Below are 20,204 nucleotides of genomic sequence, written 5' to 3' on the forward strand. Positions count from 1 at the left end.
GCCAGGCCACCCCCGCTCAGTCGGAGGTGGCCACCCCCTCCTCCGCCGCCCTGGGCCAGGCACTGACAATGGCCTTCACCAACGTCGCCAGCGGAATGGCGAAGAATACACCCCAGAACCCCCAGAAACTGCCAAATACCAACACTGCAACAATGATTGACACCGGGTGCAAATTAACCGCCTCGGAAAACAGCAGCGGCACCAGCACGTTGCCATCCAGGGCCTGAATAACACCATAGGCGATCATCACATACATGAAATCGCTGCTCCAACCCCATTGAAACAGTGCAATCAACATGACCGGCAACGTTGCCACGGTGGCACCAATATAGGGGATGACGACTGACAACCCAACCATGATCGCCAGCAGAGCCGCATAGTTAATCCCGAAAAAAATAAAGGTCACGTAACTGACCGCCCCCACGATCAGGATCTCGATGGCCTTGCCGCGTACATAGTTGGCAATCTGCTCATCCATCTCATGCCAGACCCGCGTCATCATTTGACGTTTTTCCGGCAGAAAAGCGGTCCATCCGCTCACGAGACTACGTCCATCCTTGAGAAAAAAGAACACCAGAATCGGCACCAGCACGACATAAATCAGCAGGGTGACGATGCCAGTGATCGAGTTCAGCGAAAACGTCAACACCCACTGACCCAGCCGACTCAATTCAGTCGCGGCAGCCGCAAACAGATCCTTGACCTGTGTTTCGGATACCAGATCCGGGTAGCGCTGCGGCAACACCAGCAACTGCGCCTGCACCTCTGTCACCATACGCGGCGCTTCAGCAAACAGATTGACCAACTGCTGCCATACGATTGGCAAGACAAACAACAGCAGCGCCGCCACAAACCCGACAAAAACCAGGAAGACTGCAATTACGGAGACAAGATGGCCGACACCACGCCGCTGAAGCCAATCAACGGCTCCCTGCATCAAAAATGCCAGAATCACACTGGCAATAACCGGCGCCAGAGGCTGACCCAGCATCCAGATAACCACCATGGCCCCGGCCAGCAGCAGAAACAGGAGCAATGCCTCTTCATCCGAGAAGTAACGATCGATCCATTTACTGAAAATTTTACGCATAGCTCACCTCAAGCGCTGTTACCGCGCCGAATCCAATACATGTAATGCTGATCATCACTGAACGTATGCAACAACTCATGGTCGGACACGTTAGTATAAGCAGGAAAGTCCCGTACCGAGCCTGCATCCGTTGCAATGACTTTCAGCACCTGCCCCGGCGACAACTGATGCAACGCCAGTTTGGCCTTGAGTAATGGCATGGGACAGGCAAGTCCGCTGGCATCCAGCTCCTGATCATGTTCTGGAGGTCTCATCTGCACGACTCCTGCGATACACTGGCCAGATATTTGAATGGTAGGCACTATATCATTAAACCCATGCCAGAATAATTCGGAAGGCACCCGCAATGCTCAAACGCATCACCATCGGCAGCGTACTGATTTCGTTACTGACAGCCCCATTTCCAGGACGCGCCGAAGAGCCCTTCAACCTGCCCCTTCTCAACGACGGCACATCCTCCGTCGTCAGCCTGGAAGACGAATATCGTCTCGGTCGCAACTGGGCGCGCATTTTGCGTGGCCAAGCCCCCATTCTAGATGATCCGATCACCTACCAGTATCTTGAGGACCTGCTGTGGCGCTTATTGCCCCACAGTCAGGTGCAAGATCGGCGACTCGAACTGTTTCTGCTGGCCAACCCCAGCTTCAACGCCTTTGCCGTGCCCGGCGGCGTGATCGGTGTCCACGGCGGTTTGATCATGGCTGCCGAAAGCGAAGGTGAACTGGCTTCGGTGATTGCGCATGAATTGGCACACCTCAGCCAGCGCCACTATGCCCAGCGCCTGGAAGAAGAGCGCCGCAACCGCCCCCTGATGCTGGCTGGCATGTTGGCCGGCATTCTGGTCTCTGCAGCCGACACACGCGGCGGCATGGCCGTCATCTCTTCGACCATGGGAGCCTCCGCCCACAACCAACTCGCTTTCAGCCGCCGCAATGAACAGGAAGCAGACCGCGTCGGGATGCAAACACTGGCTTCAGCCCGCTTTGACCCACACACCATGCCGCAGATGTTTGGCCGTCTGCAACGCAACTATCAGTTCTACGGCCAACGCCCCCCCGAGTTCCTGCTTACACATCCGGTGACCGAATCACGTATTGCCGATTCACTGAACCGTGCCAGCCAGCTTCCCCCTGTCACGACACCACCGCCCAGCATTGAATTTTCTCTGATCAAGGCTCGCATGGATGTACACTTTGCCGCCTCTCCCGGCAGCGCTCTGGAACACTTTCAGAACGCTTTCGACCGCACACCCAATGCCTACAGTCGCTATGGTCTGATGCTGGCCGCCATAGCCAGTCGCGACTCTACGCTTGCCCTGCGCACTTACGAACAGATGCCACTGACACTGCGTCAGCACCCCTATGTCGAATTCAGTCGTATCGACGGTTTGCTCAATGCCGAGCAGCCCGCCGAGGCCCTGACACTGGCACGCACCCTTTTGGCGCTCTATCCCGACAGTCGCCCCGCACGCACACTACATGCACGCGCACTGCGCAGTAACGGCCAGCTAAAACCGGCCTTGCGAGAGTACAAATCACTGGCCCGCGATTTCCCTACCGACGCCGAGCTCTGGTTTCAGATTGCCGAAACGGAAGGTCTGGCAGGCAATACCTTGGGTGTTCATGAGGCACGTATCGAGTATTTCATGCTGACTGCCCAATTGGATCTGGCACTTAAGCAGATCACCTATGCACGTCGTGGAACAGGGCTGACCGCTTCCGACACAGCCCGTCTGGACCAGCGTGAGCAGGAGGCTCTCGCGCTGCGAAAGGAAATGAAAGAACAATTCTGACTCTCGCAGGCGAGACACGAGAAACAACGGCCCGAACAGCCGACTGGTTGAAGCGGCGTCATGCCGCGAGTCTGGAAATGGTGACGAATGTCAAACGCCCACCGGTAGCTCAGGATACCGGCGGGCACAAGACTGTGCAGCCTCGTTGCTCAACTGGCCGAGAAGTCCAGCATTCGCTGCAGTGGTCGACGTGCGCGCACCATCAGGTCCTCATCCACCAGAATCTCATCGGTGCCATTTTCCAGTGCAGACAGGATATTATCCAGCCCATTCATGGCCATCCACGGACAATGGGCGCAGCTGCGACAGGCCGCACCGGAACCACCGGTCGGCGCTTCCAGAAAGCGTTTGCCTGGAGCAGCCTGCTGCATCTTGTAAAAGATCCCGCGATCGGTCGCCACAATCAGTGTTTCATTGGGCAACTCCTGAGCCGACTTGATCAACTGACTGGTTGAACCGACAGCATCGGCAATTTCCACCACCGCATCCGGCGATTCAGGATGAACCAGCACAGCTGCATCCGGATAAACCTGTTTGAGATCCAGAATACCCTTCGCCTTGAACTCTTCGTGCACGATGCAACTGCCATCCCACAGAAGCATATCGACGCCGGTTTCCTTACGGATATATTCACCCAAGTGCTTGTCCGGCGCCCAAATAATCTTCTTGCCCTGATCCGCCAAGTGTTCGGCAACCTGCAGCGCAATACTGGATGTCACAACCCAGTCCGCACGCGCCTTGACCGCTGCTGAAGTATTGGCATACACCACCACCTCATGGTCAGGATGCTGGTCGCAGAATGCAGCAAATTCGTCAGCGGGACAGCCAATATCCAGTGAGCAGGTTGCTTCAAGCGTCGGCATCAGAATCCGCTTTTCGGGATTCAGAATCTTGGCCGTTTCACCCATAAAGCGAACACCAGCCACAATCAGCGTAGATGCCGAATGACGAGAGCCGAAACGCGCCATTTCAAGCGAATCAGCGACACAACCACCGGTTTCGTCCGCCAACTGCTGAATCAGGTCATCAGTATAATAATGCGCAACAAGACAAGCATCCTTCTCGATTAAGAGACGACGAATCTTGTCCTTGTACGCTTCGATTTCAGCCGATCCCATCTGCTGCGGCAGGTGCTCATGCGCAAAGTGCTCCTGTACCAGGATGCGATCATCAATATCTTGCTTACTCAACATAGTTCTGGTTCTTATCATCCAGCGGGTTGATGCCATTGAGGGCAAAAATAACGGGGCGAGGATTATACCATAGTTGGGCCGGGGTTAACCCTCTGATTCAGCTCATCGCTTGAATCAAGAGCATTTGCCTTACATTGACTGTAACAGAAAAAGGATAAAATGGTGGGTCGTATAGGACTCGAACCTATGACCAATTGGTTAAAAGCCAACTGCTCTACCAACTGAGCTAACGACCCACAAAGAAACCAGACAGACAGCCTGATTTTTGAAGGGTAATGGTGGGTCGTATAGGACTCGAACCTATGACCAATTGGTTAAAAGCCAACTGCTCTACCAACTGAGCTAACGACCCGATGGGCTGCGCATTTTACGCCATCTCTGGAGAATGACAACCCCTTTTCTTACATTTTTTACATATAACGCGTACTGTCGGCCACACCGGCGTCGACAAAGCCTTTGGCGCGCAGTCGACAGCTGTCACAGCGACCACAGGCCCGCCCCTCATCATCGGCCTGATAGCAGGAAACCGTGAACGCATAATCTATACCCAGCCGAGTGCCTTCACGGATGATATCGGCTTTGGTCAAATCCATCAGCGGCGCTTCAATATGAATGGGGTCACCACACACGCCACGACGCGTCGCCAGATTCGCCATCGTTTCAAAAGCGGCAACGAATTCCGGTCTGCAATCGGGATAACCCGAGTAATCTACGGCATTGACACCGATAAAAATAGCATCAGCCTCCAGCACCTCGGCCCAGCCCAGCGCAAGCGACAGAAACACCGTATTCCGCGCTGGTACGTAGGTAACCGGTACACCTTCAGTTTCGCCTTCAGGAACTTCGATACTGGTATCGGTCAACGCTGAGCCGCCAAAGTCTTCCAGATGCAAGCGCAGCACCCGATGATCAGCAACACCCAACTGCTCAGCAATATTTCTGGCTGCATTCAACTCGGTCACAGAGCGCTGCCCATAGTCAAAACTGAGCACATGACACTCATACCCACGATCCTGAGCCATGGCCAACGCCGTAGCAGAGTCCAGCCCCCCCGAGAGCAGCACAACCGCTCGCTTTACATCTTGTTTCATTAGTCCCAATCTTTGTTACGGCTTCAGATAACCACGTGCAAGATCTGCCGCAGGTGCCTGCGGATATTCCTGCACCACTCGTTGCATAAGCTGACGCGCCTTGGCTGTATTGCCACTCCGGCCCGCCAGCACGCCCAATTTGTACAGTGCGTCCGCTGCCTTGCCATGCTGACCAAAACGGTCAACCACCCGGTTGAACGCGGCCTCCGACTCAGCCGTCTTCTGCTGGGCCATGTAGACCTCACCCAACCAGTACCAGGCATTGGGCTGAAAAACGCTTTCCGGGTAGCGGTCGACAAAGGCCTTGAACTCGCCTTCGGCCGCCGCAAAATCACGTGATCGAACCTTGGCAAACGCTGCGTTATAGGCCTGCTCTTCCTGTGCCCCACTGGCATTTTCAGGCGGCACAACAGGAGCCGCCGCTCGCTCGCCGGAAACCGATACTTCGTCAGATGCGGCCAAGCGACCACTGCCGGTCTCAACAGACGCAGCCGCCCCCGCGTCTTCCGTCAACGACATGCCGGCACCTTCCGGCAGATGCTGAAACAGCAAACCGATCCGCTTGTCCATATCCCGGTAGCGGTCACGCTGCTGACTTTCCAAGCGGTCCAGACGATACTGCTGCTGCTCGATGGTTCCGCGCAGACTGCGCACTTCATCCTGCAGCTGTTGCAGCATGAAGAACATCTCATTCTGAGCAGACAGGCGAGGCTGAGCACCAGCCCCACCGCCCGTTCCGGCCTCTGAAATTTCGACCACAGTAACCGGCGCCGCCTGCACATTCAATACAGACAGCGCCAGCGCCGCAATCAATAGCTGGCGAGAACCTTTCATTGCTTACTTACTCAGGTACTTAAGCTCAACGCGACGGTTCTTGGACCATGATGCCGCATCGTGCCCCAGCACCGCCGGCTTTTCTTCACCGTAGCTGACCGTTTCAACCTGGTTCGCAGATACACCATTCACGACCAGCAGACGCTCAACGGCCTGGGCACGACGCTCACCCAGTGCGATGTTGTATTCGCGGGTACCGCGCTCATCCGCATGACCTTCCAGGCGAACGGAGGCCGAGGGGTTTTGTGCCAGATAGCGTGCATGCGCTTCCAGATCGGCAAAACCGTCCTGACGCACAACAGACTGGTCAAAATCGAAGTAAAACACGGTACGCAACTGCTTCAGGTCTTCAGCCGTCACAACGGCACCACCGCTCAGACTGCCACCAGACGTGCCATAACTATTGGCGCCGCCAGCCTGTTCACCCGCCCCAGCACCTGCACCCATGCCTTCGGCATCAGTTGTTGTGCTAGTAGTGCTACAGCCCGCTGCCCAGATCATGGCCGCAGAAACAATCACGGATTTGGTCAGGTTGCCTACCTGCATGTTGTATCCCCTGTATTAAGTATTGGTATCATTTATTGGATTATAATAGTCAGACAAGGGAGTTTAGCACTTCTACACTAAACTCCCGTTACTGCCTTAACGCAGATAGGGTGACCACGCAGGCTCACGTACATCACCGCTAACGGCGGGCATTCGGAATTGCACACGCCCGTCCAGCGACACCGCCGCCAGTACACCGCGTGTCCCTTCCTGAGTTGCATAGATCACCACGCTGCCGTTCGGCGCGATACTGGGTGATTCCACCATCCCAGAACGCGTCAACACATCCAGTCGACCCGTTTTCAAATCCTGCACTGCCACGTCAAAGCCATTGCCGCCCCCGCCACTGCGGTGCACCATAGCCAGGAAACGACCGTCCTGAGTCAGACGCCCACTGGAGTTGTAGTTGCCTTCAAATGTCAGACGCTCCAGCTTTCGGTTCGCCAATTCCAGGCGATAGATCTGCGGCTGCCCACCTCGGTCAGAGGTAAAAATCAGCGACTGACCATCCGGCGCCCAGCTCGGCTCGGTATCGATGCCATAGTGCCGGGTCACTCGCTGCAGCTGACGACTCTGCAAATCGAGAATATAAATTTCGGGGTTGCCGTCGCGAGACAGCACCAACGCCAACTGACTGCCATCCGGCGACCAGGCGGGCGCGCCGTTCAGGCCAGGAAACGATTGGATACGCTCACGACGCCCTGTAGCCAAGTACTGCACATAGATCGCAGGCTTGCCGGTTTCAAACGACACATAGGCCAGCTTGGAGCCGTCCATGGACCACACTGGTGACATAATTGGCTCAGATGATTCCAGAATCGTCCGGGCACGAGCACCGTCCCAATCAGCCAACTGCAAACGGAAACGCTGCTTGCCCGGCGCCAACTGCTCGGCAGTTACATAGACGATGCGGGTAGAAAACGCCCCCTGCAGCCCTGTCAAACGCTCAAACAGGCGATCTGCAATAAAATGGGCCCCATCACGCAGATTGTCGCGAGTAATCGTCACCTGCTCACTCAGCAGAGACTGTTCGCGCAAGACGTCATAAAGTTCGAAACGAACGCTGATATCGTTCGCCCCCACCGAAACGGCACGACCGATGACAACGTAGTCCATTTTGGCAATTCGCCAGTCACGGTAATACAGTTCAGACTGCTGAACCGGAAAACCCAGCATGTTTTCACGCGCCATCGGCTGGAAAAAACCGCTGCGCTGCAAGTCCTGCTGCACGATGGCGGCCACGTCTTCCGACAGAGCACTACCTGTCTCATTGCCAAAAGGCACCACTGCGATGGCAGTTGGCGCTTCAACGCCCTGCGTCACCTCAACAACAAGCTCCGCTCTTGCCATCATCGACAGCAGCATCACCAACAATCCTGCGGCTACGCGCCTCATAATCACCACCTGAGCCCCTCCGGCCTGAATTTAACTGATAACTTGCGTAAACGGCGTTCGAACAATATGGGGTCAATATCAGCCACCCTCGGAAAGCGCTGAACCCGGTACACTGCCTGAATCGCCGAGTTATCGAAAGCGGCATTCCCGCTGCTGGTATGGATATAAGCCTGATCCACCTCACCATTGGGCAACAGATGTATCGTCACGACAGCTTCCATGCCATTGCGTGCCGTACTGGGGATTCGCCATCCGTTCTGCAGCATCGCCTGAATGTAGGACTGAATATCGCCTATCACGGCCTGTGAGGCCTGTCTGGCAGCCGCTTCCCGCGCTTTCTGCTCACGAGCCAAGGCCTGCTTCAATTCAGCTTCAGCCTGTGCCTGTTTCCGCTCACGCTCTTTTGCCGCTTTTGCGGCAGCTTCCGCCTTGCGCTTAACCTCTGCTTCCTGACGCCGCGCCTGCTCTTCCGCTTTGCGCTTGCGCTCGACGGCTTCCGCCTTACGCTTCGCCTCCAGCTCGGCCTGACGCTTTTGTTCGGCAGCACGCTGCGCTGCCTGCTCTTTCTGACGTTTCTTTTCCGCTTCCTGCCGCGCCTTGCGCTTCGTCTCAGCCTCGGCCTGCTGTTTAGCCAGTTCCTGGCGGCGCTGTTCGGCTGCCACCCGCTCCTGCCGCTTGCGCTCGGCCTGCTGCGCCTGCTCGGCTTCACGAGCCCGCTCTTCAGCAATATGCGCCTGCTCCGCCTCACGCCGCGCCAAGGCGGTCAGATCAATCATCTGCGCCTCGATATGCCGGGGCACCTTGCGCTGGGGCTCATCATGCCCCATCCAATGGGTACTCAGCAGAGCCAAGACAGCGGCATGCACCCCCAGTGCCAGCACAAACGGAACAATATAACTTCTGATCTCCACTGGCGATCCTATTCCGTTACCAGGCCAACACTCTTGGCCCCAACCTGCTGCAGCAGCACCATCAACTGCACAACCTGATCATAATTGGCCGATTTATCGCCACGTACCAACAACAATTTTTCAGGAGCCGATGCGAGAATTTTGCCGACACGCTCGGCAACTTCATTACGCGTAATTGCTGTTTTCTCGTCACCGCCCACATTGATGTAGTACAACCCCTCGGCATCCACCGTCAAAATGACCGGTTCTTCATTCTGATCCTCTACCGGCTCGGCAGCCGCCTGGGGTAGTTCAACACTCACACCCTGAGTCAGCATCGGGGCCGTCACCATGAAGATCACCAGCAACACCAGCGTCACATCAATATAGGGGACAACGTTGATCTCTGAATTCAGCTTGCGTCTTTTACGCTCTTTACGAATCATGCTTGGCCTCAGGCAGCCCGGTGAACGCGGCGATAGAGGATACTGGAGAACTCGTCGGCAAAAGTATCATAGGCGTTCAAAAGACCTTCGGACTGAGCCGAAAAACGGTTGAATGCAATCACTGCCGGAATGGCTGCAAACAAGCCAATCGCCGTTGCCACCAGTGCTTCCGAAATACCCGGCGCAACGGATGCCAGAGTGGCCTGATGCACATTCGCCAGCCCGCGAAAGGCGTTCATGATACCCCACACAGTGCCAAACAGGCCGACGTAGGGACTGGTTGACCCCACTGTCGCCAGAAATGGCAAATGACGTTCCAGGCGCTCTTCTTCACGAGCCATGGCAACACGCATTGCACGCTGTACGCCATTCATGACCATTTCAGGATCATTCCCGGCCTTTTGAGTCAGGCGCGTATATTCCTGGAGGCCGGCCCGAAAAATATTCTCAGCACCACTCCCCGCGTTGGGTGTCAGGTTTACCTCGCGAAACAGCTCACCCAGATCAACCCCCGACCAGAATCGATCCTCGAACTGGCGCAGCGAGCGACGCGCCTTGCGCATCACCTGGTTACGTTGAAAAATCATGACCCATGACAGAAACGAAGCCAGCAGCAGTAGCAGCATTACCAATTGAACAACAAGACTCGCGTTCAACACGAGACTCCAAATTGACAGCTTGTCTTCCATCATTTCTCCTCAGGGATAAGCTGTTGAACGAAATTCGACATCAGTCGCTCCAGCATTTGGGCTGGCCAGCGTTGCGGCCTGAGCCGCTCTGCGGACACACAGGCAACATCTACTTTAGCCTGACAAAGCAGAACAGAATCTGAAGCACGGATAATTTTTTGCTGAAAGGTAACGCGCACGCCAGATGCTCGTTCGACGATCACGCTAACCAGAAGTTCATCATCAAGTCGGGCCGGTTTAAAGTAGCGCCCCTCTACTCCCGTAACAACAAACAGCACATCATCTTGAGCCAGCTGTTGTTGGGAGTAGCCACATTGACGCAACAGCTCGGTGCGCGCCCGCTCCATAAACTTGAGATAATTGACGTAATACACGATACCGCCCAAGTCGGTATCTTCAATATAAACACGTATTGGCCACTGAAATGGCATGCCAACAACCCAAATCCGGTTTAAGGTTTAAAATCGGCACAAACAATAACAGCAGCCCGTGTCAAAACAAAGCCTCAACCCTGGCAGATCAGACATGTCTCCACCAGAGGGTCGGCTCGCAGGCGGTTCAATTCGATGGCTTCACCACAGTGAGAGCAACGCCCGAATCGACCCCGGTTGATTCTTTCCAGTGCACGATTACAGCCCGCAATCGCATCCAGGTGGTGGCGCATATGCTCCAGGTTCAGCCGGCGCGCCACTTCAAGCGCAGTCTGCTTGCCACTTTGTCCCGGCACCTGACGCTTGAGCAGATGCCGCACATGCTCAATTTCGTTCAACTCATCCGTGAGCTCTTCATGCAGCGATTCCAGCAGCTCATGCAGCGTTCCCGCCATGTTTTCCAACTCATCGCGACTCAGTACTGCTGCCATTTCAAAGGCCTCCGTTTAGTGGACCTCATCATGGTACTGCGCGCGCACTGGTTAAAAGTTGATCCTTATCACCTCTGCCTTCAACCTCCCGACAAGGTAAGCAACCCTTGATATCAGTCAGCCCTTTCGAGGCCAAAATGCACATAGGCATGGTCTGTCACAATTCGGCCACGTGGCGTACGCATAATAAAGCCCTGCTGGATCAGATAGGGCTCCAATACGTCTTCAATCGTATCTCGCTCTTCGCTGATTGCTGCCGCAAGACTATCGACCCCCACCGGCCCGCCCCCAAACTTCTCGATCATCGCCAATAGCAGGCGACGATCCATATGGTCCAGCCCGCGTTCATCCACATTGAGCATATTCAAAGCCAGATCCGCGATCGCCTTGGTAATGCAACCATCACCCTTGACCTCGGCAAAATCACGAGCGCGCCTTAACAGTCTGTTGGCGATACGCGGTGTCCCGCGCGCACGGCGTGCAATCTCACGCGCCCCCTCTTCATCGACGTCAGTGCCGGACAGCAACCCCGAACGCATCACGATACCCGTCAGATCACCAATCGAGTAGTACTCCAGCCGCTGAACAATACCGAAACGGTCGCGCAGAGGCGATGTCAGCAACCCCGCACGGGTCGTTGCGCCCACCAAGGTAAATGGCGGCAAGTCCAGCTTGATAGAGCGCGCAGCAGGCCCCTCACCTATCATGATATCGAGCTGATAATCCTCCATGGCCGGATATAGCACCTCTTCAACATTCGGGCTCAGGCGATGAATTTCATCAATAAACAAAACATCTCCCGCTTCCAGGTTCGTCAGCAAGGCCGCCAGGTCTCCTGCCTTTTCCAGCACCGGCCCGGATGTGGTCTTGATCTGAGACCCCATTTCGTGAGCAATTATGTTTGCCAGCGTGGTTTTCCCCAAACCCGGCGGCCCGAAAATCAACGTATGATCAAGCGCCTCTTCACGGGCTCGCGCCGCGTGAATGAAGATCTCCATCTGCTCTCGCACGGCTGGCTGACCTTCATAGTCGGCCAGTAATCGGGGCCGAATCGCACGATCATTTACCTCTTCGACCGGCGTCGCCAAGGGAGTAATGAAACGGTCCGCTTCTATCTTCATGCCGCACTCCTCAACCGGTCACCATGGCTTTCAGCGCTTGACGAATCAGGTCTTCAGTCCCGCTTCCCTCACCAAGCACCTGTATCGCCTGCTCGATCGCCCGTGTCGCCTGCTGCGGCTTGTAACCCAAAGCAATCAAGGCACTTTCCGCTTCGGCGCGACAATCCACCACCACAGCCTCTACTGCGGGCATATTCCCCGAACTCAACTCCAGCTCTGTCAGAGTCGGCAACTGCAATTGACTCAAGCGATCCTTCATTTCCACTATCAGGCGCTCCGCAGTTTTCTTGCCCACACCAGGGACCTTCACCAGAGCAGTGGTATCCTCGTTATGTACGGTACGAATAAACGCCTCCGCGCTGATGCCCGACAGAATCGACAAGGCAAGCTTGGGCCCCACACCATTCGCCTTGATCAACGCACGAAACAATAATTTTTCCTGATAATCGGCAAAGCCGTATAACAACTGGGCATCTTCACGCACGACAAAGTGGGTATGAAGCCCCACCTCAGCCCCCAGCTCCGGCAATTTGTAGAAGGTATTCATCGAGGCTTCAACCTCATACCCTACGCCATTGACCTCCAGCAGCAACCAGGGCGGCTGTTTTTCCAGAATTCGACCTCTGAGATGTCCAATCACGAATCAACTGTCTCCATAAAAATCATAAACGCCAGCGACCACTGCTGCGACTTCGACTGCGTACCGGCGGCACCTGGCCCGCATTGGTGTGAGCATGACAGAGCGCAATCGCCAGCGCATCAGCCGCATCCGCTTGTGGCAGTCCGGGCAGCTTGAGCAGGTGTGCTACCATATGCTGTACCTGCGCCTTGTCTGCACCGCCATTACCGACTACCGACTGCTTGACCCGTCGCGCCGCATATTCTGCCACCGGCAGTAACTGGTTGGCGCCAGCCACAATGGCTACGCCTCGCGCCTGACCCAACTTGAGCGCCGAATCGGCATTTTTCGACATGAACACCTGCTCGATTGCCATTTCCCGTGGCTGATAGCGCTCGATGATCTCCGTCACACCGGCAAAAACCTGCTGCAATCGTTCCGCCAGCACATCGCCACTGATACGAATACAGCCACTGGCCACATACTCGATACGCGTTCCGACCACATTAATGACGCCATAACCGGTAATACGCGAACCGGGATCAATACCCAAGATCAGCATAGGCTCATCTCAATACTCCGAAAACACAGAGGGCCAAACATCAATGCTGTACATTTATACACTAAAACGCCACATTTTGCCCAAAAAAAACCGGGGTTTCCCCCGGTTTCTTGCACCTGACAGTGTCGATGTTATTCCATTGCCTCTTCAGGAATATCGGCATTATGGAACACGTTCTGGGTATCATCGAGATCCTCAAGCGCATCAATCAACCTCAGCGCCTTGGAACCGGTCTCAACATCCAGCTCAACACTGGTGGACGGAATCATGCCAACTTCCGCAAAAACGGGCTCAAGCCCGGCATCCACCAGTGACTGTTTCACATCCATGAATTCCTGCCAGGGCGCAAACACATCGATGGAGCCATCATCGTTTGTCACCACATCGTCGGCACCGGCCTCCAGGGCCGCCTCCATGATGGCGTCTTCATCGGCGTCTTCACCAAACGTGATCTGCCCCTTTTTTTCAAACAGATACGCGACCGAGCCGTTAGTCCCCAGGTTGCCGCCCGCCTTATTGAAGGCCGCACGCACCTGAGACACGGTACGGTTGACGTTATCCGTCATCACCTCAACCAGAATTGCCACTCCGTTGGGACCGTAGCCCTCATAGGTCAGCTCATCATAGTTGTCACCATCAGCACCGCCGGCACCACGGGCAATAGCCTTCTCGATGGTGTCCTTTTTCATATTGGCACCCAGCGCCTTATCGACAGCTGCGCGCAGACGTGGATTGTCTTCCGGGTTGCCACCACCTTCCTTGGCTGCAACTGTCAGCTCACGAATCAGCTTGGTGAATATCTTGCCTCGCTTGGCGTCCTGCGCTGCCTTACGATGCTTGATGTTAGCCCACTTGGAATGACCTGCCATTAAAACATCCTCGATTGATTGCAGGGCCTGCAAAGCCCTGTGATCCTAATGCGTGTCGTGCAATGAAAAGGGGCGACTCAACTGGTCGCCCCGGGTGCGCAATCAGGGGGTTTTACGCAGCTTGATATTCAGCTCGCGCAACTGAGTCGCACTGACTTCTCCCGGCGCATCGGTCAGCAGACAGGCCGCACTCTGAGTTTTCGGGAAGGCAATGACTTCACGAATAGAGGAAGAGCCGGTCATCAACATGATCAGGCGGTCCAGACCAAACGCCAGACCACCATGCGGCGGAGCACCGAATTTCAGCGCATTGAGCAGGAAGCCGAATTTTTCTTCCGCTTCCTCGTCGCTGATACCCAGCACCTTAAACACAGTACGCTGCATATCCTGGTCATGAATACGCACGGAACCGCCACCCAGCTCGGTACCGTTCAGCACCATATCGTAGGCGCGAGACAGCTTGCCCTCCGGCTGCTCCAGCAGCTCCGCCGGCGTGCAGCTGGGTGCAGTGAACGGGTGGTGCAGTGCAGTCAGACCACCATCGCTGGTTTCTTCGAACATCGGGAAGTCGACCACCCACAAAGGTGCCCATTCGCGTTCGATCAGGTTCATGTCTTCACCGACTTTGATACGCAACGCACCCAAAGCTTCGTTGACGACAGTTTCCTTATCGGCGCCAAAGAAGACAATATCGCCATTCTGGACTTCCAGGCGCTCCATTACCTTCATGGCGACATCTTCGCCCAGGAACTTGACGATCGGAGACTGCAGACCTTCGGCACCTTTTTCCAGTTCGTTGACCTTAATCCAGGCCAGCCCCTTGGCACCGTAAATACCGACGAATTTGGTGTATTCGTCGATGATCTTGCGGGTCAGCTCAGCGCCACCCGGCACCTTCAAGGCAGCGACACGGCCCTTCGGATCCTTGGCGGGACCTGCAAACACCTTGAATTCGATCTCCTGCAACAGGTCTGCCACATCAACCAGTTCCAGCGGGATACGCAGATCAGGCTTGTCCGAGCCGAAACGCTGCATGGCCTCGGAATACGGCATGCGCGGGAAATCCCCCAGATCCACATCCAGCAGCTCTACAAACAGCTTACGGATCATGTCTTCTGTCATTCCCATGATACCCTCTTCGTCCATGAACGAAGTTTCGATATCAATCTGGGTAAACTCCGGCTGACGGTCGGCACGCAGGTCTTCGTCACGGAAACACTTGGCAATCTGGTAGTAGCGGTCGAAACCGGACACCATCAGCAGCTGTTTGAACAACTGCGGGGACTGCGGCAGTGCAAAAAAGCTGCCTTCATGAGTACGACTCGGCACCAGGTAGTCACGTGCGCCTTCCGGGGTTGCCCGGGTCAGAATCGGCGTTTCAATATCAAGGAAGCCGTTCTCTTCCAGATAATTGCGGATATTGTGGGTAATCTGGGAACGGAAACGCAGCTTGCGCTGAATTTCAGGACGGCGCAGGTCGATGAAACGATTGCGCAGACGGACATCTTCCCCCACCTGCTGATGCTCATCCAGCTGGAATGGAGGTGTTTCAGCCTTGTTCAGAATGACCAGGTCTTTGCCCAGCACCTCGATTTCACCGGTACCCATCTCACTATTGATGGTTCCTTCCGGACGCGCACGTACGGTGCCACGCACTTCAACCACATACTCACTGCGCACACTGTCAGCCAAATTGAAGCTTTCTTCACGATCCGGGTCGAAAACAACCTGGGCAATCCCTTCACGGTCACGAAGGTCAAGGAAGATAACGCCACCGTGATCTCGACGGCGGTGAACCCAACCGCTCAGGGTGATGTCTTCTCCAATATGGTCTGCTCTTAGGTCGCCGCAATAATGGCTGCGCATAGTGTCCTGTTCCTGTATCCGAATGCAACATGGAAATCAAAGGCGGGAATTATAACCGATTTGGCCGGACCTGACAGGCCCGGCAACAGGGTTTGATTCAGCGAGGGATATCATGGGGTTCGAAAGCCAGCTCTCCGTCGAGCAGGCGTTCCAATTTGTTACGCACGGTTACCAATGCTTCCGGCGTATAGGGAACCGCCGGATGGCGCCCCCAGACGGGACCCGGCCAGGCCGGATCCGATTCCTGACGCACAATGACATGCACATGCAGCTGAGGCACCATATTGCCCAATGTCGCCACATTCATTTTGCGCGCCTGAAAAAGATCGACCAGCGTTTCCGACAATTCGCTGATTTCATGCATCAGCTGATTCTGTTCACTGGCAGGCAGATGGTAGAGTTCCGTCACATCAGCCCGGCGCGGCACCAGTATCAGCCACGGGTATTGGCTATCATTCATCAGCAACAGACGGCACAGAGGAAAATCACCCAGTACGATGGTATCTGTTACCAGACGGGAGGCCAGTTCAAACTCCAGCTCAAGCTCGTCCATCACGCCGCTCCTTTCAAAACAGGCTTTTTAATCCAAGTGTTACCGGAATTAGTATAGGTCAGCATGTATAAAGTCAATCTTCACTCCAGCATCAGTGAAATCGATGCCACACGCTGGGATCAGCTCTGTGACCCGGGATACCCTTTCCTGCGCCATGCTTTCCTGCAGGCACTGGAGGCCTCGGGCTCCGTCGGGCCCGAAACCGGCTGGCAGCCTCTGCACCTCGAGGTCACGGACAGCCAAACCAGCGTACTGGTCATGCCGCTTTACCTCAAGCGGCACTCCTGGGGCGAGTATGTCTTTGACCAAAGCTGGGCTGATGCCTACGAACGCAACGGATTGGTCTACTACCCCAAGCTCCTCAACGCCATTCCCTTCACCCCGGCAACGGGCCCTCGCTACGGCTCAACCTTGAGCGCCATGGAAACACAACAACTCATTCCCGAACTGCTGGAGCAGGTCATGCGGCAGGTACAGGCATCCTCCTGGCACTGCCTGTTCCCGCCCTCACCCATTTCTGCATCGGCGTCAACACACGCACGACTTGGCTGCCAATATCACTGGTTCAACCGCGGATATGCCGACTTTGATGATTTCCTGAGCCGTTTTACGTCACGCAAACGCAAATCCATACTCAGGGAAAGGCGCAAGGTGCAGGAGCAAGGCATTGTTTTGAACTCACTGACCGGTTCGGCAATACTCCCCAAACACATAGAGCAGTTTTACCGTTTCTATCAGGCCACTTACCACAAGCGTGGACGCCGGGGGTATCTGACCCTTGAGACCTTTCATCAACTGCTTGATCAGATGGCAGAGCAAATGCTGCTGGTGCTGGCCGAAGACGAACATACACCCGTTGCTGCCGCGCTCTATTTTATCGGCAGCAATACTCTGTACGGCCGCTACTGGGGGTGCCTGGAACACTATGACAGCCTGCATTTCGAAGCCTGTTATTACCAGGGCATCGAATTTTGCATCAAACAGGGACTGGAACGCTTTGACCCCGGCGCTCAGGGAGAGCACAAAATCCAGAGAGGCTTTGAGCCGGTCAGAACCTGGTCACTGCACCACATGATACACCCGGGCTTCCACCAGGCCGTTGGCGATTTTGTTGCAGAGGAGCACGAACTGATGGAGCGAAGAATTGAGGAATTGACTACCTGGCTGCCGTTCAAACACGCTTGATATCTACCCAACCGGGCACTCGGCAGCGCCCGAACATCCCGAGCGCTGCCAGGCACGACCATTAGAGCATCATCGCAGCCGCCCAACCGGCCACCAGTAATGGCAGGTTGTAGTGCAGAAAGGTCGGTACAACCGTGTCCCAGATATGGTGGTGCTGGCCATCCACGTTCAGGCCCGCTGTCGGCCCTAAAGTGGAATCGGAGGCGGGTGAACCTGCGTCACCCAGCGCACCGGCAGTCCCCACCAAAGCAACAATCGCCAGCGGACTGAAGCCCAGTGACAAGGCCAGCGGCACATAGATTGCGGCAATAATCGGAATGGTCGAAAATGAAGAACCGATCCCCAGCGTCACCAGCAAACCCACCAACAGCATTAGCAGCGCTGCCAGTGCCTTGTTATCACCGATGATGGCAGCCGTACTGCTGACCAGCGTGTTGATTTCACCCGTCTGACGCATGACTTCGGCAAAGCCGGCCGCCGTAATCATGATAAAGCCGATCATCGCCATCATTTTCATGCCGTCGATCAGGACGCCATCGGCCTGCTTCCAGCGAATGATTCCGGTCAGGGTACAGATCATGTATCCAGACAGCGCTCCCAAAATCATGGATCCGGTCCACAACTGCACACCAAAGGCCGCCAGAATCGCAACACCCACAGCTATCAAGCGAGCTGCGCTGTAGTTCACCTCAACCCGCTCAGCCGCCTGCAGTCGCTCCATATCGTAACGGCGTGGCTTGCGATAGTTGAACAGTGCCAACAGCAGGCCTGCCAGCATCCCTGCTGCTGGAATCCACATCGCCGACATCACATTAATCCCGTCAATCGACAGGCCGTTGTCTTCAACATTTTTCAGCAGAATATTGTCCAGGAAAATCCCGCCAAACCCCACTGGCAGAAACATGTAAGGCGTCACCAGACCAAACGTCAGGACACAGGCGATCAATCGCCTATCCAATTGCATCTTGCTCATAACCACCAACAATGGCGGTACCAGCAGGGGGATAAAGGCGATATGAATGGGGATCAGGTTCTGCGATGAAATCGCGATCAGCACCAGAACCAAAATCAACGCATACTTTACCAACCGTGCCGACTGCCCCTCTCCGGTACCCAACTTGCGCTGCACAAAATCAGCCATGGCATGAGGCAGCCCCGATTGCGCGATGGCGACTGCAAAGCCCCCCAGCATGGCATAGCTCAATGCCACTTCGGCACCACCACCGATGCCGCCCGTGAACGCATCCATAGTCTGTTCAAGCCCCATTCCCGCCAGCAGGCCCGCGCTCAACGCACCAATAACCAGCGCTACAACAACAGGCGTGCGCAGCAGACTCAAGGTCAGCATCACCACCACCGCTGCAAGTACAGCATTCATCACGTTTTCTCCCGGTTTTTATCAGGGGTTGGTAAAGGGATTGGTAAAAAAACGCGCACTCTGCAGCAGGCCCGCGCCGTTGTCAAACCCACCCTAACGCCGTTCAAGCCGGAACATCTCGCCCAGACGAGCATATTCCGAGCCTCCCAGACGCGCCAGCGGCTCCACTCTGTCAGCCGCAATACGCACTCGCCCCTTGCTGTCCGTATAACAGACATTGTCATCAACCCAGAACTTTTCCACCTCAACCAGCAACAGGTGCTGCGGACGATTACCCACTTCTATATGCTGATACAGTCGGCAATACAGCGCGATCGGAACAGTCTTCAGCCGCTTCATGTCCGTGCCTTCAAAATCAACCAGTTCACAACCGGCCTGTTCCACCTCCGACTCACCAAATGCCATTTCTTGTGCGGTATCCGAAATCGCCTGTGCCTGCCTATCCGTCCCCAAATGAACGACACAATGCCGACGCTCGAGCAGATTGACGCAACTGTCCTTCAAGCTGCCATCCGTCTTGTTGCCCATGGACAGCATCAGCACAGGAGGATCACTGCAGACCGCATTAAAAAACGAAAAGGGTGCCAAATTGAAATGACTGCACGCACGGTCATTAGGACTCAATACCCAGGCAATCGGGCGTGGTATGATGATCTGGGTCAAGGTGTGATAGACATCGGCTGTCGCCATATCACGTGCCGAAAGAATCATTGCTGCTCCGCACTCATTGTAATCGAGTCCGCAGGATACCACTCTTGCCCCCCTGCCCGCCCGTTTTCATGCGCACATGCAGCATGAACCCCTCTGCCACAACCGCCATGCGGCCATGAAAAATACACATTTGCAACACTCGTAATCCGCAGCAATCGTCCTACACTGAAAACCCGACACTAACAATCGTGCTTTTACTTCAGACTGACCCCTGAGCCGAGGAGGATAAGCGAGATGTTGACCTACGAAGAATGTCTGGAAATGAGCGACCTGACCCCTGACGAGATCTCCGCCATCGCTGAACACGAACACCTGAACCCAATGATTGCGGTTGCTCTTGGCCACTATCTGATCACCCATGATGGTGAGCAGAAGATTCAACGCTTTATTCTGGATGACCTTGAACGCGCCAAACGCTGCGGCGATCGACACAAGCAGGCGCTACTGACGGGCGCCTTACGGCATTTTATCGCCAACCATCCTCAGCAAAACGGTCAACGCGGCTACTGAGT

General features: G+C 55.3%; 23 protein-coding genes and 2 tRNA genes. 3 read left to right on the forward strand and 22 right to left on the reverse strand.

The window, feature by feature from the left end; genetic code table 11:
• Nucleotides 1–16 precede the first annotated feature (16 nt).
• Nucleotides 17–1,090, reverse strand: a complete 1,074-nt coding sequence (locus H1S06_RS06455; protein ID WP_181738386.1) for an AI-2E family transporter — start codon at nt 1,088–1,090, stop codon at nt 17–19.
• 8 nt (nt 1,091–1,098) lie between these two features.
• Nucleotides 1,099–1,344: a sulfurtransferase TusA family protein gene (locus tag H1S06_RS06460; RefSeq protein WP_220183776.1), complete on the reverse strand. Its 246-nt coding sequence runs from the start codon at nt 1,342–1,344 to the stop codon at nt 1,099–1,101.
• 92 nt (nt 1,345–1,436) lie between these two features.
• On the opposite strand from H1S06_RS06460, the gene H1S06_RS06465 reads away from it, so the two are divergent.
• Nucleotides 1,437–2,882 (forward strand): M48 family metalloprotease, encoded by a 1,446-nt coding sequence (locus tag H1S06_RS06465; RefSeq protein WP_181738388.1) that lies wholly within the window; start codon nt 1,437–1,439, stop codon nt 2,880–2,882.
• 149 nt (nt 2,883–3,031) lie between these two features.
• Here H1S06_RS06465 and nadA read toward each other — a convergent pair whose 3' ends face one another.
• The 18 genes from nadA to H1S06_RS06555 form a co-directional block, all read right to left on the reverse strand.
• Nucleotides 3,032–4,075, reverse strand: a complete 1,044-nt coding sequence (gene nadA / locus H1S06_RS06470) for a quinolinate synthase NadA (protein WP_181738390.1) — start codon at nt 4,073–4,075, stop codon at nt 3,032–3,034.
• 160 nt (nt 4,076–4,235) lie between these two features.
• Nucleotides 4,236–4,311: transfer RNA gene (locus H1S06_RS06475), tRNA-Lys, on the reverse strand.
• A gap of 40 nt (nt 4,312–4,351) precedes the next feature.
• Nucleotides 4,352–4,427: transfer RNA gene (locus tag H1S06_RS06480), tRNA-Lys, on the reverse strand.
• 58 nt (nt 4,428–4,485) lie between these two features.
• Nucleotides 4,486–5,166 carry a 7-cyano-7-deazaguanine synthase QueC gene (queC, locus tag H1S06_RS06485; protein ID WP_181738393.1) on the reverse strand — a complete coding sequence of 227 codons (681 nt, stop codon included), beginning with the start codon at nt 5,164–5,166 and terminating at the stop codon, nt 4,486–4,488.
• Between the two features lie 15 nt (nt 5,167–5,181).
• On the reverse strand, nt 5,182–6,000 hold the full coding sequence (ybgF, locus tag H1S06_RS06490; RefSeq protein WP_181738395.1) for a tol-pal system protein YbgF: 819 nt from the start codon (nt 5,998–6,000) through the stop codon (nt 5,182–5,184).
• Nucleotides 6,001–6,003: 3 nt separating this feature from the next.
• Nucleotides 6,004–6,546, reverse strand: coding sequence for a peptidoglycan-associated lipoprotein Pal (gene pal / locus H1S06_RS06495; RefSeq protein ID WP_181738397.1), 543 nt, complete (start codon nt 6,544–6,546; stop codon nt 6,004–6,006).
• A gap of 96 nt (nt 6,547–6,642) precedes the next feature.
• Nucleotides 6,643–7,941, reverse strand: coding sequence for a Tol-Pal system beta propeller repeat protein TolB (gene tolB / locus H1S06_RS06500; protein ID WP_181738399.1), 1,299 nt, complete (start codon nt 7,939–7,941; stop codon nt 6,643–6,645).
• Between the two features lie 2 nt (nt 7,942–7,943).
• On the reverse strand, nt 7,944–8,852 hold the full coding sequence (gene tolA, locus H1S06_RS06505; protein WP_181738401.1) for a cell envelope integrity protein TolA: 909 nt from the start codon (nt 8,850–8,852) through the stop codon (nt 7,944–7,946).
• Between the two features lie 8 nt (nt 8,853–8,860).
• Entirely contained in the window at nt 8,861–9,277 is a 417-nt protein-coding gene (gene tolR, locus H1S06_RS06510; protein ID WP_181738403.1) for a protein TolR, read from the reverse strand.
• An 8-nt stretch (nt 9,278–9,285) separates the two neighbouring features.
• Nucleotides 9,286–9,966, reverse strand: coding sequence for a protein TolQ (tolQ, locus tag H1S06_RS06515; protein WP_181738405.1), 681 nt, complete (start codon nt 9,964–9,966; stop codon nt 9,286–9,288).
• Complete coding sequence (gene ybgC, locus H1S06_RS06520) at nt 9,966–10,397, reverse strand: tol-pal system-associated acyl-CoA thioesterase (RefSeq protein WP_181738407.1); 432 nt, start codon at nt 10,395–10,397, stop codon at nt 9,966–9,968. The genes tolQ and ybgC overlap by 1 nt, the downstream gene beginning before the upstream one ends.
• A gap of 74 nt (nt 10,398–10,471) precedes the next feature.
• Nucleotides 10,472–10,828 carry a TraR/DksA family transcriptional regulator gene (locus H1S06_RS06525; RefSeq protein ID WP_181738409.1) on the reverse strand — a complete coding sequence of 119 codons (357 nt, stop codon included), beginning with the start codon at nt 10,826–10,828 and terminating at the stop codon, nt 10,472–10,474.
• A 113-nt stretch (nt 10,829–10,941) separates the two neighbouring features.
• Nucleotides 10,942–11,949: a Holliday junction branch migration DNA helicase RuvB gene (ruvB, locus tag H1S06_RS06530; protein ID WP_181738411.1), complete on the reverse strand. Its 1,008-nt coding sequence runs from the start codon at nt 11,947–11,949 to the stop codon at nt 10,942–10,944.
• 10 nt (nt 11,950–11,959) lie between these two features.
• On the reverse strand, nt 11,960–12,589 hold the full coding sequence (gene ruvA, locus H1S06_RS06535) for a Holliday junction branch migration protein RuvA (RefSeq protein ID WP_181738413.1): 630 nt from the start codon (nt 12,587–12,589) through the stop codon (nt 11,960–11,962).
• Nucleotides 12,590–12,611: 22 nt separating this feature from the next.
• Entirely contained in the window at nt 12,612–13,130 is a 519-nt protein-coding gene (gene ruvC / locus H1S06_RS06540; RefSeq protein ID WP_181738414.1) for a crossover junction endodeoxyribonuclease RuvC, read from the reverse strand.
• 131 nt (nt 13,131–13,261) lie between these two features.
• Complete coding sequence (locus tag H1S06_RS06545) at nt 13,262–13,999, reverse strand: YebC/PmpR family DNA-binding transcriptional regulator (protein ID WP_181738416.1); 738 nt, start codon at nt 13,997–13,999, stop codon at nt 13,262–13,264.
• 102 nt (nt 14,000–14,101) lie between these two features.
• Nucleotides 14,102–15,865 (reverse strand): aspartate--tRNA ligase, encoded by a 1,764-nt coding sequence (aspS, locus tag H1S06_RS06550; RefSeq protein ID WP_181738418.1) that lies wholly within the window; start codon nt 15,863–15,865, stop codon nt 14,102–14,104.
• Nucleotides 15,866–15,962: 97 nt separating this feature from the next.
• Nucleotides 15,963–16,418 carry an HIT domain-containing protein gene (locus tag H1S06_RS06555; protein WP_181738420.1) on the reverse strand — a complete coding sequence of 152 codons (456 nt, stop codon included), beginning with the start codon at nt 16,416–16,418 and terminating at the stop codon, nt 15,963–15,965.
• 63 nt (nt 16,419–16,481) lie between these two features.
• Between H1S06_RS06555 and H1S06_RS06560 the strand changes: the two genes are divergently transcribed.
• A complete protein-coding gene (locus H1S06_RS06560) occupies nt 16,482–17,603 on the forward strand; it encodes a GNAT family N-acetyltransferase (RefSeq protein WP_181738421.1) in 1,122 nt (373 codons plus the stop codon).
• 61 nt (nt 17,604–17,664) lie between these two features.
• Here the strand turns inward: H1S06_RS06560 and H1S06_RS06565 are convergent, their stop codons facing one another.
• On the reverse strand, nt 17,665–18,981 hold the full coding sequence (locus H1S06_RS06565) for a Na+/H+ antiporter family protein (RefSeq protein WP_181738424.1): 1,317 nt from the start codon (nt 18,979–18,981) through the stop codon (nt 17,665–17,667).
• A 93-nt stretch (nt 18,982–19,074) separates the two neighbouring features.
• Entirely contained in the window at nt 19,075–19,692 is a 618-nt protein-coding gene (locus H1S06_RS06570) for a flavin reductase family protein (protein ID WP_181738426.1), read from the reverse strand.
• Between the two features lie 234 nt (nt 19,693–19,926).
• Here H1S06_RS06570 and H1S06_RS06575 point away from each other — a divergent pair, with 234 nt between their 5' ends.
• Nucleotides 19,927–20,202 (forward strand): hypothetical protein, encoded by a 276-nt coding sequence (locus H1S06_RS06575; protein WP_181738429.1) that lies wholly within the window; start codon nt 19,927–19,929, stop codon nt 20,200–20,202.
• Nucleotides 20,203–20,204: the final 2 nt, after the last annotated feature.

This window comes from Marinobacterium marinum (assembly GCF_013868415.1).
GTDB classification, from domain to species: domain Bacteria; phylum Pseudomonadota; class Gammaproteobacteria; order Pseudomonadales; family Balneatricaceae; genus Marinobacterium; species Marinobacterium marinum.

Bases quoted from the DNA above. Each gene is read 5' to 3' on its own strand.
- H1S06_RS06455 (WP_181738386.1), bottom strand. From the start codon at position 1,090: ATGCGTAAAATTTTCAGTAAATGGATCGATCGTTACTTCTCGGATGAA.
- H1S06_RS06460 (WP_220183776.1), bottom strand. From the start codon at position 1,344: ATGAGACCTCCAGAACATGATCAGGAGCTGGATGCCAGCGGACTTGCC.
- H1S06_RS06465 (WP_181738388.1), top strand. From the start codon at position 1,437: ATGCTCAAACGCATCACCATCGGCAGCGTACTGATTTCGTTACTGACA.
- nadA (WP_181738390.1), bottom strand. From the start codon at position 4,075: ATGTTGAGTAAGCAAGATATTGATGATCGCATCCTGGTACAGGAGCAC.
- queC (WP_181738393.1), bottom strand. From the start codon at position 5,166: ATGAAACAAGATGTAAAGCGAGCGGTTGTGCTGCTCTCGGGGGGGCTG.
- ybgF (WP_181738395.1), bottom strand. From the start codon at position 6,000: ATGAAAGGTTCTCGCCAGCTATTGATTGCGGCGCTGGCGCTGTCTGTA.
- pal (WP_181738397.1), bottom strand. From the start codon at position 6,546: ATGCAGGTAGGCAACCTGACCAAATCCGTGATTGTTTCTGCGGCCATG.
- tolB (WP_181738399.1), bottom strand. From the start codon at position 7,941: ATGAGGCGCGTAGCCGCAGGATTGTTGGTGATGCTGCTGTCGATGATG.
- tolR (WP_181738403.1), bottom strand. From the start codon at position 9,277: ATGATTCGTAAAGAGCGTAAAAGACGCAAGCTGAATTCAGAGATCAAC.
- tolQ (WP_181738405.1), bottom strand. From the start codon at position 9,966: ATGGAAGACAAGCTGTCAATTTGGAGTCTCGTGTTGAACGCGAGTCTT.
- ybgC (WP_181738407.1), bottom strand. From the start codon at position 10,397: ATGCCATTTCAGTGGCCAATACGTGTTTATATTGAAGATACCGACTTG.
- H1S06_RS06525 (WP_181738409.1), bottom strand. From the start codon at position 10,828: ATGGCAGCAGTACTGAGTCGCGATGAGTTGGAAAACATGGCGGGAACG.
- ruvB (WP_181738411.1), bottom strand. From the start codon at position 11,949: ATGAAGATAGAAGCGGACCGTTTCATTACTCCCTTGGCGACGCCGGTC.
- ruvC (WP_181738414.1), bottom strand. From the start codon at position 13,130: ATGCTGATCTTGGGTATTGATCCCGGTTCGCGTATTACCGGTTATGGC.
- H1S06_RS06545 (WP_181738416.1), bottom strand. From the start codon at position 13,999: ATGGCAGGTCATTCCAAGTGGGCTAACATCAAGCATCGTAAGGCAGCG.
- aspS (WP_181738418.1), bottom strand. From the start codon at position 15,865: ATGCGCAGCCATTATTGCGGCGACCTAAGAGCAGACCATATTGGAGAA.
- H1S06_RS06555 (WP_181738420.1), bottom strand. From the start codon at position 16,418: ATGGACGAGCTTGAGCTGGAGTTTGAACTGGCCTCCCGTCTGGTAACA.
- H1S06_RS06560 (WP_181738421.1), top strand. From the start codon at position 16,482: ATGTATAAAGTCAATCTTCACTCCAGCATCAGTGAAATCGATGCCACA.
- H1S06_RS06565 (WP_181738424.1), bottom strand. From the start codon at position 18,981: ATGAATGCTGTACTTGCAGCGGTGGTGGTGATGCTGACCTTGAGTCTG.
- H1S06_RS06570 (WP_181738426.1), bottom strand. From the start codon at position 19,692: ATGATTCTTTCGGCACGTGATATGGCGACAGCCGATGTCTATCACACC.
- H1S06_RS06575 (WP_181738429.1), top strand. From the start codon at position 19,927: ATGTTGACCTACGAAGAATGTCTGGAAATGAGCGACCTGACCCCTGAC.